The sequence below is a fragment of the Dickeya oryzae genome (assembly GCF_020406815.2).
Taxonomy (GTDB): Bacteria; Pseudomonadota; Gammaproteobacteria; order Enterobacterales; family Enterobacteriaceae; genus Dickeya; species Dickeya oryzae.
The window spans coordinates 3233207-3250053 of sequence record NZ_CP162670.1 but is presented as its reverse complement, the minus strand read 5'-3'; the positions used below and the strand labels follow the sequence as shown (position 1 = coordinate 3250053).

Sequence of the window (16847 nt, the reverse complement as noted above, 5' to 3'; positions counted from 1 at the left end):
GGCTGCAACAAAACCCATCCGTTGCCCTTCAATAAACCGACAGAGAACCGTTAATAAACCGACAGAGAGTCTCTGTGTGGACGTGCACGGAAAGCTGTTCCATCCATTTTTTCCATTTCTGCGAGCGGTGTGCGGTACACCCACGCGCAAGCGTTCTGTTATGCTAGGGCCGCTGTTAACGACTTTAATTCAAACTCAAGGAGCCGGGATGAACGATAAACTCCCCGCGCAAAACCCCGAGATGTTGCGCGCCATGGTGAATGGCGTACTGTCCTCCTTTTCGCACCCGACGCTGAAAAATAACCTGACCACCCTCAATGCGTTGCATCATTGTGCGTTGCTGGACGATGTGTTGCATATCGAACTGACCATGCCGTTCGTCTGGCTGAGCGGGCTGGCCGATTTAAAAGACAGCGTCAGTGAGGAATTGCTGCGTTTGTGTGGCGCGCGTGAAGTGGAATGGCGTCTGACGCATAACATCGCCACGTTGCGTCGCGTTAACAATCAGGCTGGCGTGAAAGGCGTGAAAAATATTATCGCCGTCAGTTCCGGTAAAGGCGGTGTCGGGAAGTCCAGTACTGCGGTGAATATGGCGCTGGCGCTGGCAGCCGAAGGGGCTAATGTCGGCATTCTGGATGCGGATATTTATGGGCCGTCGATTCCTACCATGCTGGGGGCGGCCAGCGAGCGGCCGACATCGCCGGATGGACAGCACATGGCACCGATCATGGCGCACGGGCTTGCCACCAACTCTATCGGCTATCTGGTGACGGACGATAACGCCATGGTATGGCGTGGGCCGATGGCCAGTAAGGCGCTGCTGCAATTGTTGCAGGATACGCTGTGGCCGGATCTGGATTATCTGGTGTTGGACATGCCGCCGGGTACCGGTGATATCCAACTTACACTGGCGCAGAACGTGCCGGTGACCGGCGCGGTGGTGGTCACCACGCCACAAGACATCGCACTGGTAGATGCCATGAAAGGCATCGTGATGTTTGAGAAAGTGAAAGTGCCGGTATTAGGTATCGTGGAAAACATGAGTGTGCACATTTGCAGCAATTGCGGTCATCTGGAGCCGATTTTTGGTACCGGCGGTGCGCAAAAGCTGGCGGAAAAATACCACTGCGCCTTGCTGGGCCAGTTGCCACTGCACATTTCATTGCGTGAAGACCTGGATCGTGGCGAACCGACGGTAGTCAGTAAGCCGGACAGCGAGTTTACCCAGTTGTACCGCGAACTGGCAGGCCAGGTAGCCGCACAGTTGTACTGGCAGGGGGAAGTCATCCCGACGGAAATCGCGTTTCGCGCGGTTTGACCCTCATGAAGCGGATACCGTGGCAGGCGCGGTATCCGTTGCTTTGGGTTATCCATTGCCTTTGGTCATTGCCTTTGGTATTGGAGGCCCGTCATGCCAGTGTGTGGTATCCGTCAGGGAATGATGCCTTTGTCAGCCGCTCGGCCTGCGTAATGCTGGCGTGAATCGTGCTAACTCCCTATAATTGCCCGCGTCCAGACACCCCTGACTGTGTTGCGCATCAACCACGCCTGTTGCTGATGGTAATCCTTCGGTGCACGCTCTCGTGCGAATCGCGCCAGAACCGTTCGGTGTGTCCCCCTCCCTCTTTATTGTTAATCAGGTCTTTATTGCCATGACTGATAAGTCTCGCCAGTGTGTCATCATCGGGATTGCCGGCGCGTCCGCATCCGGAAAAAGTCTTATTGCCAGTACGCTGTATCGTGAATTGCGCGATCAGGTCGGTGATGAACACATTGGCGTTATTCCGGAAGACAGCTATTACAAGGATCAATCCCACCTGACCATGGAAGAACGGGTCAAAACCAACTACGACCACCCGAGTTCGATGGATCACAGCCTGTTGTTGCACCATTTGCAGATGCTCAAAGCCGGTCAGCCGATCGCGTTGCCGCAGTACAGCTATGTGCAGCATACGCGTTTGCAGGAAACGCTACAGATGGCGCCGAAAAAGGTGATTATTCTTGAAGGTATTCTGCTGTTGACCGATGCGCGACTGCGGAATGAAATGAATTTCTCCATTTTTGTCGATACCCCGCTGGATATTTGCCTGATGCGTCGTATGCGCCGTGATGTCAACGAGCGTGGTCGCTCGATGGATTCGGTCATGGAACAATACAAGAAAACCGTGCGTCCGATGTTCCTGCAATTTATCGAACCGTCCAAACAGTATGCGGACATTATCGTCCCGCGTGGCGGCAAAAACCGTATCGCCATTGATATTCTGAAGGCGAAAATCAGCCAGTTCTTTGAGTAAGCTGTTCGCTGAGAAAATCCTTAAAACAGGTGGGATCAGCGTGGTATTTCCGGCGCTGCTGTGGCAGTTTGAACACCTGCAAGAGTCTGACTGGAGAAGATGATGAGACTGTGCGACCGTGACATTGAAGCCTGGCTGGATGACGGCCGTCTGGTGATTACACCACGTCCCCCGATTGAACGGATTAATGGTGCGACGGTGGATGTGCGATTAGGCAATCAGTTCCGGGTGTTTAGCGGTCATACCGCACCGTTTATCGATCTGAGCGGGCCAAAGGATGAAGTGAGCGCCGCGCTGGATCGCGTCATGAGCGATGAAATCAATCTGGCGGAGGGCGAGGCCTTTTTCCTCCATCCAGGTGAACTGGCGCTGGCGGTGACGCTGGAGTCGGTGATACTGCCCGATAATTTGGTGGGGTGGTTGGATGGTCGTTCTTCGCTGGCCCGTCTGGGGTTGATGGTGCATGTGACGGCTCATCGTATCGATCCGGGTTGGCAGGGACGCATCGTGTTGGAGTTCTATAACTCGGGTAAACTGCCGCTGGCATTGCGCCCGGGAATGATTATCGGCGCATTGAGTTTCGAACCGCTCTCCGGCCCGGCGGCGCGGCCGTATAACCGCCGTGAAGACGCGAAATACAAGGACCAGCAGGGCGCAGTAGCAAGCCGGATAGATAAAGACTAGCTGGGCCAGGTACGACAGCGAATGAGGATGGCATGAGAAGATTGTTTACCACGCTGGTGATCCTGCTGGTGGTGCTGGCCGCAGGCATGACGGCGTTGGTGGTGCTAATCAACCCGAACGATTTTCGGGCTTATATGGTGCGTCAGGTCGAGATGCGTACCGGTTATCGATTGAGTCTGGACGGTGAGCTGCGCTGGCACGTCTGGCCGCAACTGAGCATCCTGTCCGGTAATGTGTCGGTCAGTGCGCCGGGTGCTGCCACACCGGTGATCAACGCCGAAAACATGCGGCTGGATGTGAAACTCTGGCCGCTGTTGTCCCACAAGCTGGAAGTCAAACAGGTGATGCTGAAAGGCGCTGTGATTCGTTTGACGCCGGATAGCGAAGCGCGTCTTGCCAGCCCGGCACCGATTGCGCCGACGGGGCCATCGGCACCGGAGGCCGATACACCGTGGCATTTCGATATCAATCAGGTTGAGGTGGCCGATAGCGTGTTGGTATTCCAGCGTGGCAACGCACCGGCACTGAATGTTCGGGACATTAACCTGACCATGCGCAGCGATGCGTCCCGCCAGGTGCAGGTATCGCTTTCCAGCCGTTTTAATCGCGATCAACGTGATTTGTCGTTTTCGCTCGACGCTGTACTGGATATGCAAAACTACCCGCAACAGGTCGCAGCTGATGTCAGTAGCATCAGTTACCAGTTGCAAGGCGCGGGTTTGCCAGCAGAAGGTATCAGTGGGAAAGGGACGATTCGCGGCAGCTATCAGCGCCAGCCAGAGAAACTGACCGTCAACCAATTCGCACTTAGCGCCAATAACAGCCAGTTGAATGGGGCGTTATCGGCGACATTCGGCACAGTACCGGAATACGTGCTGACGTTGCAGTCAGAAAAATTGGATCTGGATGCCCTGCTGGGGTTGGCGCATGCTACCTCATCCGGTGACGGTGGGGACAAAGCGGTCATCGCACAACCGGTGTTCTCGCACGACCAACCGCCCGAACCTTATCAAGGCTTGCGTAATTCGATTGCGCGGGTAGCAGTGAACGCAGCGACCCTGGTCTACCGCGGTATAACGGTTAAGGCGTTTGTGCTGAGAGGCAGTAATCAGCGCGGCAAGGTGAGCGTGACGGATTTTAGCGGTCAGATTGGCGAGGGGCGTTTTACCATACCGGGAACTATGGATGTGTACGCTTCTCCGGTCGTCTCTATTCAACCAACGCTGACCGCTTTGCCGCTCGCTACGTTGTTGCCGGTGTTTGAGTTGCCTGACGGTCTGGATGGGAAACTGAGCCTGCAAGGGCGGCTGAGTGGTAATGATCTGTCGCGACAGGCGTTTATCTCTCAGTGGCGGGGCTCTGCATCGGTTCAGGTTGACCAACTGCGGCTTTCCGGGTTGAACATCCAGCAACTGATCCAGCAAGCGGTCGTGCGCAATAACAACAGCGTTCAAGCCCCTGATGACTATAGCCGTTATACCGATATCCAACAGATGGGTGGTGAGGCAACGCTTAACGCGGGCAAACTGAATTTGCAATCGTTGTCCGGGCAGTCAGCAGCACTGACGTTAGAGGGTGATGGTCAGTTCGATTTACCGGCCCAGCGCTGTGACATCAATATGAATGTGCGGGTGAAGCAGGGATGGAAAGGGGATGACCAGTGGGTGCAGGTATTGCAGGATACCGCTATTCCATTCCGGTTGTACGGTGAATTCGGTAATTTGAACTACCAGTTGCAGGTCGACCAGGTACTGCGTAAACGGCTACAGGATGAGATGAAAAAACGCCTGAGTGATTGGGCGGAGAAAAATCAACCTGCCGCTAAGGCCCCTGCCACAAACCCGTAATGTGCCTGCGGCAGGTTCGGTGAAATATCATTTTCGGAAAATACGTGTTTTCAGCGAAATGGTATCTTCAACAAAATAGTATGTGATGAAACAAGAAAGGCGACTCAGGTCGCCTTTCTTGTTGTCATTACCCCCGTTGCTATGACATACCGACTGAGCCGTCGCGTGAGTTACACTTCATAATCCGGCTGTGGGTCAGTTTCGGGGATAATCAGCACCTTCATGATGCGATGACTTTCTACCGCCAGTACCCGGAACAAGGTATTGTCGATATGTACTTCATCCCCTTCCTGGGGAATCTTCTGTGCATACTCCATCAACAGACCTGCCAGCGTGTGGTATTCCCGTTTTTCATTCAGTTGTAGTGGGATGTACATCTGTAGGTCTTCGACCGGCAGGTAGCCGTTGGCGATGAGCGTACCATCGTCGTTTTCTTGAATATCGTGGCGGGCGTCCAGCTCTTCCCCCTCCAGCGGCAGATTACCGGCAATGGTTTCCATGACGTCGCTCAGGGTGACAACACCTTCAATAGACCCAAATTCATCAGCGACAAAGGCGAAATGTGTGTGTGCCTCACGGAATTGTTCCAGCGCCGACAGCAACGATAGTTGTTCCGGAAATACCAGTGGCTGGCGGATCAGCGCCCGCAGATCCAATGCCTGGCCGTTTAGTTGCTGGCGTAGCAGGTCTATCACGTGCACCACACCTAACGGCTCACTGGACACATGGCTGTCGAACATCACCAGCCGCGTGTGTTGGTTTTTCTCCATCAACGTCGGGATATCGGCGGGATCGCTGTTGATATCCACCTGCTCGATATCATGGCGGATGGTCATGATACTGCTGACAGAACGTTGCGACATGCCGAGTACGCGCTCGATCATGCGCTGTTCCTGCTGGTTAAACACCGGCTGGCTGGCATTGCTGGTGTTATCCGCTACTCGCTCGGTGGTGGGTTTGTCACGCTCCGCCTCGTCATGTTCGCCGCGCAGTAATCGCAGTACCGCCTCAGCGGTGCGTTGGCGCAATGGGGTCGATGAAGAGAGAAAACGCCGACGGTTGAACTGTGCCAGCTGGTTGAGCATTTCGATCATCACTGAGAAACCAATGGCAGCGTAAAGGTAACCTTTTGGAATCAGGTAACCAAACGCGTCCGCCACCAGGCTGAAGCCTATCATCAGCAGAAAGCTCAGGCACAGAATCACGATGGTGGGGTGTGCATTGACGAAACGAGTCAGGGGTTTGCTGGCCAGCAACATCAGCCCGATGGCGATGGTCACTGCTGCCATCATTATAAGCAGGTGATCTGTCATCCCAACGGCGGTAATCACCGAATCCAGTGAGAATACGGCGTCCAGCACCACTATCTGAGCGACCACCGGCCAGAAGCGCGCCCCTTTACGTTGGGTTTGCTGCGCCTGATCTTTGCCTTCCAGCCGCTCGTTCAGCTCCATCGTAGCTTTGAACAGCAGAAAGAGGCCGCCAACCAGCATAATCAGGTCGCGCGCACTAAACGGATGCCCATGAACGCTAAACAATGGGTGAGTCAGCGAGACCAGCCAGGAGATGGAGGACAGCAGCACGAACCGCATCAACAAAGCCAGCAATAATCCGACAACTCGCGCCCGATCGCGTGATTTTTCCGGCAATTTCTCCGCCAGGATGGCGATGAAAACCAGATTGTCGATACCCAGGACCAGTTCCAGCACCACCAGGGTAGCCAGACCGGCCCACATTGTCGGATCAACGATCCATTCCATAGGCTGAGTTCACCTTTTCCTTTTCAAATTACATGCGCATAGCGTATCAGGCGTTGCGTCGCTCAACCATAACGCGACCGATCTCGATTGATAGATATCAAATTGCCGGGCAACGCTATCCCACTTCCTCCCCTGTGAGGGTGATCACAATACTTTCAGCAAGATGGAATGGATTGCAATGCATTTTGAGAAACAGAAAAAATAGTGATCAGGTCAAAAAATAATCTATTCATTAAGGGGATGCATTATATGCCGAATGCACTAAAACATCGGAAAAATAGCACAATCGGTGGTCTCATCAGGTGTTCGCTAATGTGTTAACGGTATTATTATATGAAAATGAAATATTTATTAAGATGTCTCCTATATATTTATAACTTTGTTTTTAAAGGATAAAAATATCTTCTGTCATAAGAGAAATTGCATGGAATGTTAGTATTTTTCCGAAAAAAAACATCAGGGAGATATTTGTCTTGTTATAAACAAATATTTTTTACTACTCTCCGGTGTGGCGATATTGACACAACTTTAAAAATATTTAATCCAAAACTTTAGTGTCATTAATGTTTTTGCAAGCCATTTTTACGAGTCAGTTAATGACGAGTCACAGCAATAGCTGGGCGAGTCTGGAACAACATCGAGACAGCGAGTTGGTAGCTACAAGCCAAGGGCGGTAGCGTACCTGAACCGCTCTCCCACAAGCGTACGCTGGTGTTTCAGAACATGCCCTCCATGACGTTGAAACCGTTCAGCTACCGGATTGCCGGTTAGTGATGAGCGAAACGGCGACAAGGTCGATGGGTCCACCGTGAATCCTGACGTGTGGGCTGCCTGTTACTCACTTGACTGAAAGGCGATGGCGTAAGCATGTTTACCCTGACACGAAAACCTATACCGCTGGCACAACCAGCGACATTTCCCCTGACCGGCGCACTATTCGCGTCCGCGTCGCCTTGTTCTGCCCACAGCGATGTAACCGCGCGGCCTGATGAAACGGCTTGTTTTCAGTTGATTCGTTTTCAATCGGCTCGTTTTCAGTCGACTGGCTCGCAGCCGATGTGTGTCCAGCCGGCTGTTGCCCGCGCGCTCCCTCACTTTTCAAATACGATTTTCAAACACAATGCTCGGATAACAACGCCGCGTTATGCCGCCGTTTTATCCACCGGGTTTCCCACGCCGGGAGTCCTTCGGGTTGCCGTGCCCGACATTCAGCGGCTTATCCGCTGACATCACCGTTTTGCTTTCTTTTTGAGCACGTTGCGATAGCGGCGGCGGCTCTGGCTATAAGAATTTGACGTTGGAACAGGAGCGAAAATACATCTCATCAATTCATTACCGATCAACGCATGAGCGAAAGGCGTCTGGTTGCCCGAAGCGGGATCGGTCAAGCAATGCTGCTCTTTTGTTTCTCACTTTACTAAAAAGCGATGGCATAAAGGATGTTAAAACCAACACTGAAAGTTATACCGCTGATGTTGTCGGCGACATTCCTGGCGGGTTGTACGCTGGTGCCAGGTACGCACCTTTCTACCAGTGGAAAAGAGGTCATAGAACAGCCGGATGATGATTTCAATATCAATAAGCTGGTCAACATTTACCCTATCACCCCATTGCTGATAGACAAAATGCGCCTGCGACCGGCGATTGCCCAGAATAACCCGTCGCTCGAGGCGGAACTGAAACGCTACGAATACCGCATCGGTATCGGTGATGTACTGATGGTGACTGTGTGGGATCACCCGGAATTGACCACGCCGGCAGGGACTTACCGCACGGCTGCCGACACCGGTAACTGGGTTCATGCCGACGGCACCATTTTTTATCCCTATATCGGCAAGATGCGTGTCGTGGATAAAACCCTGACCGAAGTGCGCGATGAAATCATGCGCCGTCTGGCGCAATACATCGAGTCACCTCAGGTAGAGGTCAGCGTCGCCGCATTCCGCTCACAAAAAGCCTATGTGACAGGGGAAGTGGAACACTCGGGGCAACAACCTATTACCAACGTACCGCTGACGATTCTGGATGCCATCAACAATGCCGGTGGGTTGAGCGAGTTCGCTGACTGGCGCAACCTGGTGCTGACGCATAACGGCAAGGATGAACGGATTTCCCTACAGGCGCTGATGCAAAACGGGGATTTGTCTCAGAATCGCCTGTTGTACCCCGGCGACATTCTGTTTGTACCCCGTAACGATGACCTGAAAGTCTTCGTGATGGGGGAAGTGAATAAACAATCGACCCTGAAGATGGATCGCAGCGGCATGACGCTGACCGAAGCGCTGGGTAGCGCAGAAGGGATAAACCAACTGGTGGCCGATGCGACCGGCATATTTGTTATCCGTCCGCTACGCGGTACGCAAGGGCCAAAACTGGCCAACATTTATCAGCTCAACACCAAAGACGCCACCGCACTGGTGATGGGATCCGAATTCCCGTTGCAACCCTATGACGTGGTGTATGTCACCTCAGCGCCGGTCGCACGCTGGAACCGCCTGATTTCGCAACTGGTACCAACTATCAGTGGGTTTAATGACCTGAGCGAAGGCAGTCTGCGCGTTCGTACCTGGCCGTAATTACCGAGGGAGGTGTTGATGTTTAACCGCATTTTGGTCATTTGCGAGGGCAATATCTGCCGTTCACCAACCGGCGAGCGTTTACTCAAACAGGCTTTGCCGGAGAAAACCGTGGCCTCCGCTGGCTGGCGGGCGATGGAAGGGAAACCGGCCGATGAAACGGCCAGTCTGGTCGCCGCTGAGCACGGTGTATCGCTAGGTGGACATGTCGCACGTCAGTTGACCTCGTCGCTGTGTCGGCATTACGACCTGATTCTGGTGATGGAAAAGGCGCACGTTGATGCCGTGTGCCGTTTCGCCCCAGAGGTCAGAGGGAAAACGTTGTTGTTCGGGCACTGGTTTAACCAGCAGGAGATCACCGACCCGTACCGCAAGAGCCGGGAAGCCTTTGAGTTTGTGTATACCCAACTTGAACAATCTGCCCGTAAGTGGGCGCAGGCGCTGAGCCGTTAACCAGTCAGGGATTACGATGTCAGAGAGAATTGCCGTGAAAACAGCTGAAGCGGACAAGGCGGATGAAATTGACCTAGGGCGTTTACTGGGCACTGTGCTGGATCACCGCTGGCTCATTATCAGTATCACCACCATCTTTACCATGCTGGGTATTTTGTATGCGCTGTTGGCAACCCCGGTGTATCAGGCGGATGCGATGGTACAGGTCGAACAGAACGTCAGCGATTCGCTCATGAGCGATATTTCCAAAGTGTTGCCGGATACCAAACCGCAGTCTGCGCCGGAAGTCGAATTGCTCCGCTCCCGGATGGTGGTAGGGAAAACCGTACAGGATTTGGGGTTGGATACCGACGTGGAGCAGCAGTACTTCCCGCTGTTTGGCAAAGGTCTCGCCCGCCTGAAAGATGAAGAACCGGCTCGCGTGGTGGTGTCCCGCTTGTCGGTACCGGACAGCTGGCTGGATGAAAAAATGACGCTGGCTATCGGGGAGAACGGCACTTATCGCTTTAGCGCCGGTAAGGAGGCGGATTTTACCGGCCACATCGGCCAAGTCGCCTCTCAGCATGGCTTTAGTCTGCTGGTGAGTAGTACCGACGCACCACCGGGAACCGTGTTTACCGTCAGGAAAAAAAATACGCTAACGGCTATCAATGACATTCTGGCGGAATTGTCGGTGGCGGATAAGGGGAAGGATACCGGCGTATTGCAGTTAACGCTGGAAGGCAGCGACCCTGCACTGGTGAAGAAGACGCTGACCAGTATCAGTGATAACTATCTGCAACAGAATGTGGACCGCAAGTCAGAAGAGGCGGCCAGAAGCCTGGCATTTTTGAAGGAACAATTGCCACTGGTGCGGGCATCGCTGGAAACAGCAGAAGACAAACTCAATAAGTACCGTCAGCAGAAGGATTCGGTGGATTTGTCGCTGGAAGCCAAGTCAGTGCTGGATACCATCGTAGATGTTGAGTCTCAGCTCAATCAGTTGACGTTCCGCGAAGCGGAAATTTCTAAATTGTATACCCGTGAGCATCCGGCTTATCGGGCGTTACTGGAAAAACGCGTCACGCTGGAAAAGGAGCGGGACAGCCTGAATCGGCGCGTTAGCAGCATGCCGAAAACTCAGCAGGAAATTGTCCGTCTGACGCGGGATGTGAATGTCGGGCAGGAAGTGTATGTCCAGCTGATGAATAAGCAACAGGAACTGAGCATCAATAAAGCCAGCACCGTCGGTAACGTGCGCATTATCGACCCCGCGGTGGTGCAGTTAAAACCGGTGAAACCCAAGAAAACGCTGGTAATTGTGCTGGCCGCAATGCTGGGTGGTGTGGCGGCTATCGGGTTCGTCTTGCTGAAAACGTTGCTGCATCGCGGGATTGAAAGCCCGGAGCAACTCGAAGAGCTTGGCATCAATGTGTACGCCAGTGTGCCACTGTCGGAGTGGCAACAGAAGAAAGATCGGGAATTCGTCGGCAAGAACCGCAAACGCAATGCCCGCTCTGATTCGCTGTTAGCCGTGGGCAATCCGGCCGATCTGGCGATCGAAGCGATTCGTAGTCTGCGCACCAGCCTGCACTTCGCCATGATGGAGGCGAAAAACAATGTGCTGATGATTTCAGGTGCCAGCCCGGGGATCGGTAAATCCTTTATCAGTGCCAATCTGGGGGCGGTGATCGCTCAGGCGGGCCAGCGAGTATTGATCGTCGATTGTGACATGCGCAAAGGGTATGCCCACCACTTGTTGGGGGCGACGCCTGAACGTGGATTGTCGGATATCTTGTCCGGGCAGATCGAGGCGCAACAAGCACTGCGTACCACGGTGGTGGAGAACCTGTTTTTTATTCCGCGCGGTCAGATCCCGCCGAATCCTTCAGAACTGTTGATGCACAGTCACTTTACCGACTTCATCAACTGGGCGACCCGGCAATTCGACATCGTGCTGTTAGATACACCGCCCATTCTGGCGGTGACCGATGCAGCAATTATCAGCCGACAGGCGGGGACCTCGCTGCTGGTGGCGCGTTTTGAAACGAATACGCCAAAAGAAGTGGAAATCAGCATCCGGCGTTTTGAGCAGAATGGGGCACCGATTAAGGGGGTTATCCTGAATGCGGTTATCCGCCGGGCATTAAGTTATTACAGCTATGGTTATGATTCTTATCAGTATTCTTACGGTTCAGATAAAAAGTAGTCAGGCGTATGTCCTGATGGCACACCGAAAGCGCCGGGAGCACTAAAAAAAGAGAGAGAAGTAGCAGGGATGTGGAGCTGGCTGTGGTTCCCCTGACGCTATGTCAGGGATAAAGGGGAACGAGGGCGGCCATCAGGAATTAGGGCGGGTATAAACGATTAGAATAAGGACAGCCAATATGAAAATAATGATTATCAATACCTTATATCATCCTTATAAAGTGGGCGGCGCGGAGGTTTCCGTTAAGTTGCTGGCTGAAGCGCTGGTGCAACGCGGCCATCAGGTTCGGGTGTTATGCCTGACGCCTGACTCACAGCGCAGTGAGCAGAAAGTCAATGACGTAGAGGTGTGCTATCTGCCTTTGGCAAATCATTACTGGCCGTTCGACGGGCAACAGCGCTCTTTCGTTCAGAAGATACGCTGGCACCTGAAAGACTACTATAACCGCGATATGCGCGGGGCGGTCATGCGTGAAATTCAGGCGTTTTTGCCCGATATCGTTCACACCAACAATATTGCTGGGTTTTCGGTGTCGGCCTGGTCGGCGGCGAGAGCCTGCGGGGTGAAAATTCTACACACCAGTCGGGATTATTACTTGTTTCACCATAATGCCACCCTGTTTTCTGAAGGGCATAACCAGGATCCTGATGCGCCAGCTATCCGCCTGATGTCAGTCATGAAAAAACGATTGAGTCGTCAGGTCGATGGTTATGTCGGCATCAGCCAGTTTATTAGCGAGATGCATCGTCAGGCCGGTTTTTTCCCTCATGCTCACCATGCCTTTATTTATAACACGGTACCGGCAGTCAAGGGCGGTGGCGAAAATCAGGAGTGTACCGGGCAAACGGACGTCAGGCGAATCGGTTTTATCGGCAAACTGTCGGCGGAGAAAGGATTTGATGATTTTTGCGCGCTGGCCCGGCATTACCGTCATCGACCCGGCTATGCCTTTTACGCCGCAGGCCGCATCACTCAGGATAATCCACTGGTGGAAGAGGCCCGTCAGTGTGGGGTGACATTGTTGGGTTTTGTCAATCTGGAAGACTTTATGCAACAGGTCGATGTGGTGGTGTTACCGGTGAAATGGCACGAACCGTTTGGTCGCGTGGTAGTAGAAAGCATATTCCATGGAAAGGTAGTCCTGACCAACCGGATGGGGGCTGTGGGTGAACTGGCTGCTATGCTGCCGAACATCTATTTTATGGAAGAGACCCAGATGGACGATGTGGTGAAGCATGTTGAGCCGCTTTGTCCTGACATGCTGGCCCATTTCACACCCAGCCGGGTTGCACAGGAATATGAACAGGCGTACCGCAACGTACTGGGGGCCTGAGATAACCGCTTAATACAACGCAATCCAACGTATCCGTGTGTTTCACGTGAGCTGAATCAATCAGCCGTATATTGATAGACAAAGGCAGTTTCGCTTTTGCCTATGAAATGATGAATAAAGAAAACGCATAACGTTGCACTGGCGGTCATGGTGCTGCAATCAAGAATGTGGTCTTTAGCGCATTGCTTTATTTGCTCTGGGTTAGTTTGGCTATCAATTTGATTCTTAACACCATTTATGTAACACGGAGAAGACGGCTATCGTCTGTGCCGACTCCGTATTTGCCAGGGACAACGCACCATGCGAATTCTGATTATTAATACGTTATATCACCCTTATAAGGTAGGGGGAGCCGAAGTTTCCGTGCAGTTAATGGCGGAAGCGTTGGTTCAACGGCATCACCAGGTACAAGTGCTGTGTCTGACGCCGGAAAAGCAGCGCAGTGAAACGGTAATTAATGGTGTTGCTGTGTGTTATGTGCCGTTAGCTAACGATTACTGGCCGTTTGATGGTGAAAAAAGGTCTTTCTGTCAGAAAATACGCTGGCATCTGAAAGATCACTACAACAGTGCGATGCGAGTCACCGTGATGGAGGTCATTCGGGATTTTGCGCCGGATCTGGTTCACACCAACAATATTGCCGGATTTTCGGTGTCGGCCTGGTCGGCGGCGAAAGCCTGTGGGGTAAAAATTCTGCACACCAGTCGGGATTATTATCTGTTTCATCCTAACGCAACGTTGTTTAGTCGGGGGCGAAATCAGGATCCATACGCTGCCAGTATTCGTCTGCTGTCCTGGCTGAAAAGACGCTATAGCCGACTGGTGGATGGGTATGTCGGCATTAGCCAGTTTATTTTTGAACGCCACCATCGGGCAGGATTTTTCCCCGGCGTACCGCAGTCGTTCATTTATGACATTGTGTTGCCTGCGGTTGAGGATGTTGAATCAAACACGGTAGTAGTTGCAGACAACAGAAAACGCTGGCGTATCGGTTTTATCGGTAAGCTGGCGCAGGATAAGGGATTTGACGAATTTTGCCTGCTGGCCCGCCATTACCGTCATTATCCGGAGTATGCCTTTTGTGCTGCTGGGCATATCAATCCCGGTAATCCGTTGGTGGCGGAAGCTCGCGATAGCGGGGTGACGTTACTGGGCTTTGTGAGCCTGGAAGCGTTTATGCAACAGGTGGATATTGTGGTATTGCCGGTAAAATGGCATGAACCCTTCGGCCGGGTAGTGGTAGAGAGTGTGTTTTATGGAAAGATTGTACTGACTAACCGTATGGGGGCGGTCAGTGAATTATCGACCCTATTACCGAATATTTATTTCATGGAAGAGAGCTCTCTCGAGTCAGTAATTAATAAACATGTCGAACCGATCCGTTCGGAAATATTGCATGCCTTCACGCCAGAGAAAATTGCCGGTGAATTTGAATGCGCTTATATGAAAATACTGATGCCTGAATGTCATCAGCATTATTTATCACCCGCAAAAGGTGAAAAATAAAACACATCAATGTATTAACTTGAATAACGTATTAACTTGTTCAATGTGTTAACTCGAGCAATGTATTAACTCACTTGTCTTTGGGTAGGGAACCCAGCAAAAATATTCTATCTTATCTAAACGGTTTCACTATTTCCGTGTAACCGGAAGGGGATGTCATTCATGTATGTGAATACACGTAATTTACTGGGGCACACTACCGGCGTGCAACGTTATACCAGAAAGATTATTGATTATATTTCCAATGAGGGTGTCAGGGTGGCGTCAATACAGCCTGACAGGGTTATTTATGGTATGAAAGGACATTTGTGGGAGCAATTTTCTCTGCCAATGAATATCTCTTCACGAGAGATATTATGGTCTCCTTGTAATACCGGGCCTTTATTGATTAAAAATCAGATTGTCACTATCCACGATACCGTGCCTTTTGATCACCCGGAGTGGCTGAATAGAAAATTTGTGGCCTGGTATCAATTCATGCAGCCGCGCCTGGCGAAAAAAGTAGAACACATCATCACTATCTCTGAATTTTCCCGAGAACGCATCATCCACCATTTACGCGTACCGGCGAGTAAGGTGTCGGTGATTTATAACGGCGTGGATGTGCTACAGCCAGAGGCTGACGGTAGTGAAACGGGAAAAAGTCTGCCGGTGGTGGATGGTGATTACTTGCTGTCGGTGGGGTCACTGGAACCACGGAAAAATATTCCCCGATTAATCAAGGCATTTCTACGATTCAGGCAGGAAAGCCACACGGATATGCGTCTGGTAATTGTGGGTAAGAAAGGCGTCTCACGGGTTTTTGAGGATGACGGGACGCAAGCGTTGGCCGACAACCCGGCGGTGGTATTTACCGGCCATGTCAGTGATGAAGCACTGGTGAGTTTGTATCAGCACGCGCGCGGTTTTTGCTATCCCTCGATGTACGAAGGTTTTGGTTTACCACCGCTTGAAGCCATGTGCTATGGCCTGCCGGTATTAACCAGTAACACCACATCAATGAAAGAGTTGTGTGAAAAACGGGCGATCCTGGTCGATCCATTGTCGGTGGAATCTATCGCCGAAGGTATTCACCAGTTGGTGACCGGTCAAGGGCCAACGGGGATGCGGGAAAAGGGTGAGTCGTTCGCGCGATCGCTGACCTGGAAGCGGTGTGCATCTGAAACGTTGCGCGTATTGGGGCATTGAGACCCAGTGCGGTGTAACCAAACCAATAGCGTTTTCGCTATTCCTGTGTGCCATTCAGATGTGCAAGAGAATCGATATGAAAGTCAACTTTGTCGTTCCGGTATATAACGGCGGCAGTATCTGGGAGCAGTGTGCGGCGGCGCTGCATGCCTGTCTGGTCGCTGAAAAATTGTCACCTCAGCAGGTGCTGGTCATTGATTCGTCATCACGGGACAACTCGCTTGATGTCGCTGCCCACTATGGTTTTCGTTGTCACTCGATTACCTCCGCCGAATTTAATCACGGTGGCACACGTAACCTCGGTGTGGAAATGAGTGGCGGTGATGTGGTGGTGTTCCTGACCCAGGATGCGATTCCCCAGCCTTATTTTATTCGTGAGATTGTGTCGGCATTCACTGATGAGCGGGTTGCCGTGGCGTATGGACGTCAGCTGCCACATGACGATGCCAACCCGCTAGCCCGCCATGCGCGCGGTTTTAACTACCGTTCTCGCAGTCAGATTATGGGGATGATGAATAAGGCGCAGCATGGCATCAAGACGGTGTTCAGTTCGAACTCGTTTGCCGCCTACCGGGTGAAGGTATTCCATGAATTAGGGGGATTTCCGTCTAACACGATTCTCAGTGAGGATATGTATCTGGCAGCGCAGGCGGTACTGGCGGGATATCGGGTAGCGTATGTTGCACAAGCGGCGGTTAAGCACTCGCATAATTATACACCGATAGAGGAATTTAAACGTTATTTCGATATTGGTGTTTTCCACTGTGACGAAAAATGGATTAGGGAGGCGTTTGGCGGTGCTGGCGGCGAAGGGATGCGGTTTATTTTTTCCGAGCTCCGTTATCTGATGAAAAAAAATCATTATCTGTGGATCCCTTGTGCCTGTGTGCACAATGCCCTGAAAATTGTGGGATATAAGTTAGGGCAGCATTATCAAAAAATACCTCATGGCTTAATCAGCAAACTGAGTATGCATAAAAGATTCTGGCAATAACTTCTACTTCTACAGGTGAACGAC

The 16847-nt window shown here is 52.0% G+C and carries 12 protein-coding genes; 11 read left to right on the top strand and 1 reads right to left on the bottom strand.

The genetic code is table 11. The features are described 5' to 3' along the window. Positions 1-208: 208 nt before the first annotated feature. The 4 genes from apbC to asmA all read left to right on the top strand — a co-directional run bounded on the left by apbC (position 209) and on the right by asmA (position 4825). Positions 209-1318 (top strand): iron-sulfur cluster carrier protein ApbC, encoded by a 1110-nt coding sequence (gene apbC / locus LF929_RS14090; RefSeq protein ID WP_012883950.1) that lies wholly within the window; start codon positions 209-211, stop codon positions 1316-1318. A gap of 334 nt (positions 1319-1652) precedes the next feature. Continuing rightward, complete coding sequence (gene udk / locus LF929_RS14085; protein ID WP_029456405.1) at positions 1653-2294, top strand: uridine kinase; 642 nt, start codon at positions 1653-1655, stop codon at positions 2292-2294. Between the two features lie 102 nt (positions 2295-2396). Further along, a complete protein-coding gene (gene dcd, locus LF929_RS14080; RefSeq protein WP_016941903.1) occupies positions 2397-2978 on the top strand; it encodes a dCTP deaminase in 582 nt (193 codons plus the stop codon). Positions 2979-3010: 32 nt separating this feature from the next. Further along, on the top strand, positions 3011-4825 hold the full coding sequence (gene asmA / locus LF929_RS14075) for an outer membrane assembly protein AsmA (protein WP_226093493.1): 1815 nt from the start codon (positions 3011-3013) through the stop codon (positions 4823-4825). Positions 4826-4995: 170 nt separating this feature from the next. Here asmA and LF929_RS14070 read toward each other — a convergent pair whose 3' ends face one another. After that, positions 4996-6585 carry a TerC family protein gene (locus LF929_RS14070; RefSeq protein WP_038903809.1) on the bottom strand — a complete coding sequence of 530 codons (1590 nt, stop codon included), beginning with the start codon at positions 6583-6585 and terminating at the stop codon, positions 4996-4998. A gap of 1439 nt (positions 6586-8024) precedes the next feature. Here LF929_RS14070 and LF929_RS14065 point away from each other — a divergent pair. The 7 genes from LF929_RS14065 to LF929_RS14035 all read left to right on the top strand — a co-directional run bounded on the left by LF929_RS14065 (position 8025) and on the right by LF929_RS14035 (position 16823). Then, positions 8025-9161: a polysaccharide export protein gene (locus LF929_RS14065; RefSeq protein ID WP_038903810.1), complete on the top strand. Its 1137-nt coding sequence runs from the start codon at positions 8025-8027 to the stop codon at positions 9159-9161. Positions 9162-9179: 18 nt separating this feature from the next. Next, positions 9180-9614: a protein-tyrosine-phosphatase gene (locus LF929_RS14060; RefSeq protein WP_019845466.1), complete on the top strand. Its 435-nt coding sequence runs from the start codon at positions 9180-9182 to the stop codon at positions 9612-9614. A gap of 16 nt (positions 9615-9630) precedes the next feature. Further along, positions 9631-11802 carry a tyrosine-protein kinase Wzc gene (gene wzc / locus LF929_RS14055; protein WP_038907421.1) on the top strand — a complete coding sequence of 724 codons (2172 nt, stop codon included), beginning with the start codon at positions 9631-9633 and terminating at the stop codon, positions 11800-11802. Between the two features lie 178 nt (positions 11803-11980). After that, positions 11981-13135, top strand: coding sequence for a glycosyltransferase family 4 protein (locus LF929_RS14050; protein ID WP_210177364.1), 1155 nt, complete (start codon positions 11981-11983; stop codon positions 13133-13135). 300 nt (positions 13136-13435) lie between these two features. Further along, positions 13436-14641 (top strand): glycosyltransferase, encoded by a 1206-nt coding sequence (locus LF929_RS14045; protein WP_210175339.1) that lies wholly within the window; start codon positions 13436-13438, stop codon positions 14639-14641. A gap of 384 nt (positions 14642-15025) precedes the next feature. Beyond that, the gene (locus LF929_RS14040) at positions 15026-15829 is read left to right on the top strand and encodes a glycosyltransferase family 1 protein (RefSeq protein ID WP_226093492.1); all 804 of its coding nucleotides are present in this window, start codon (positions 15026-15028) and stop codon (positions 15827-15829) included. Positions 15830-15905: 76 nt separating this feature from the next. Next, complete coding sequence (locus LF929_RS14035) at positions 15906-16823, top strand: glycosyltransferase family 2 protein (RefSeq protein ID WP_210175341.1); 918 nt, start codon at positions 15906-15908, stop codon at positions 16821-16823. Positions 16824-16847: the final 24 nt, after the last annotated feature.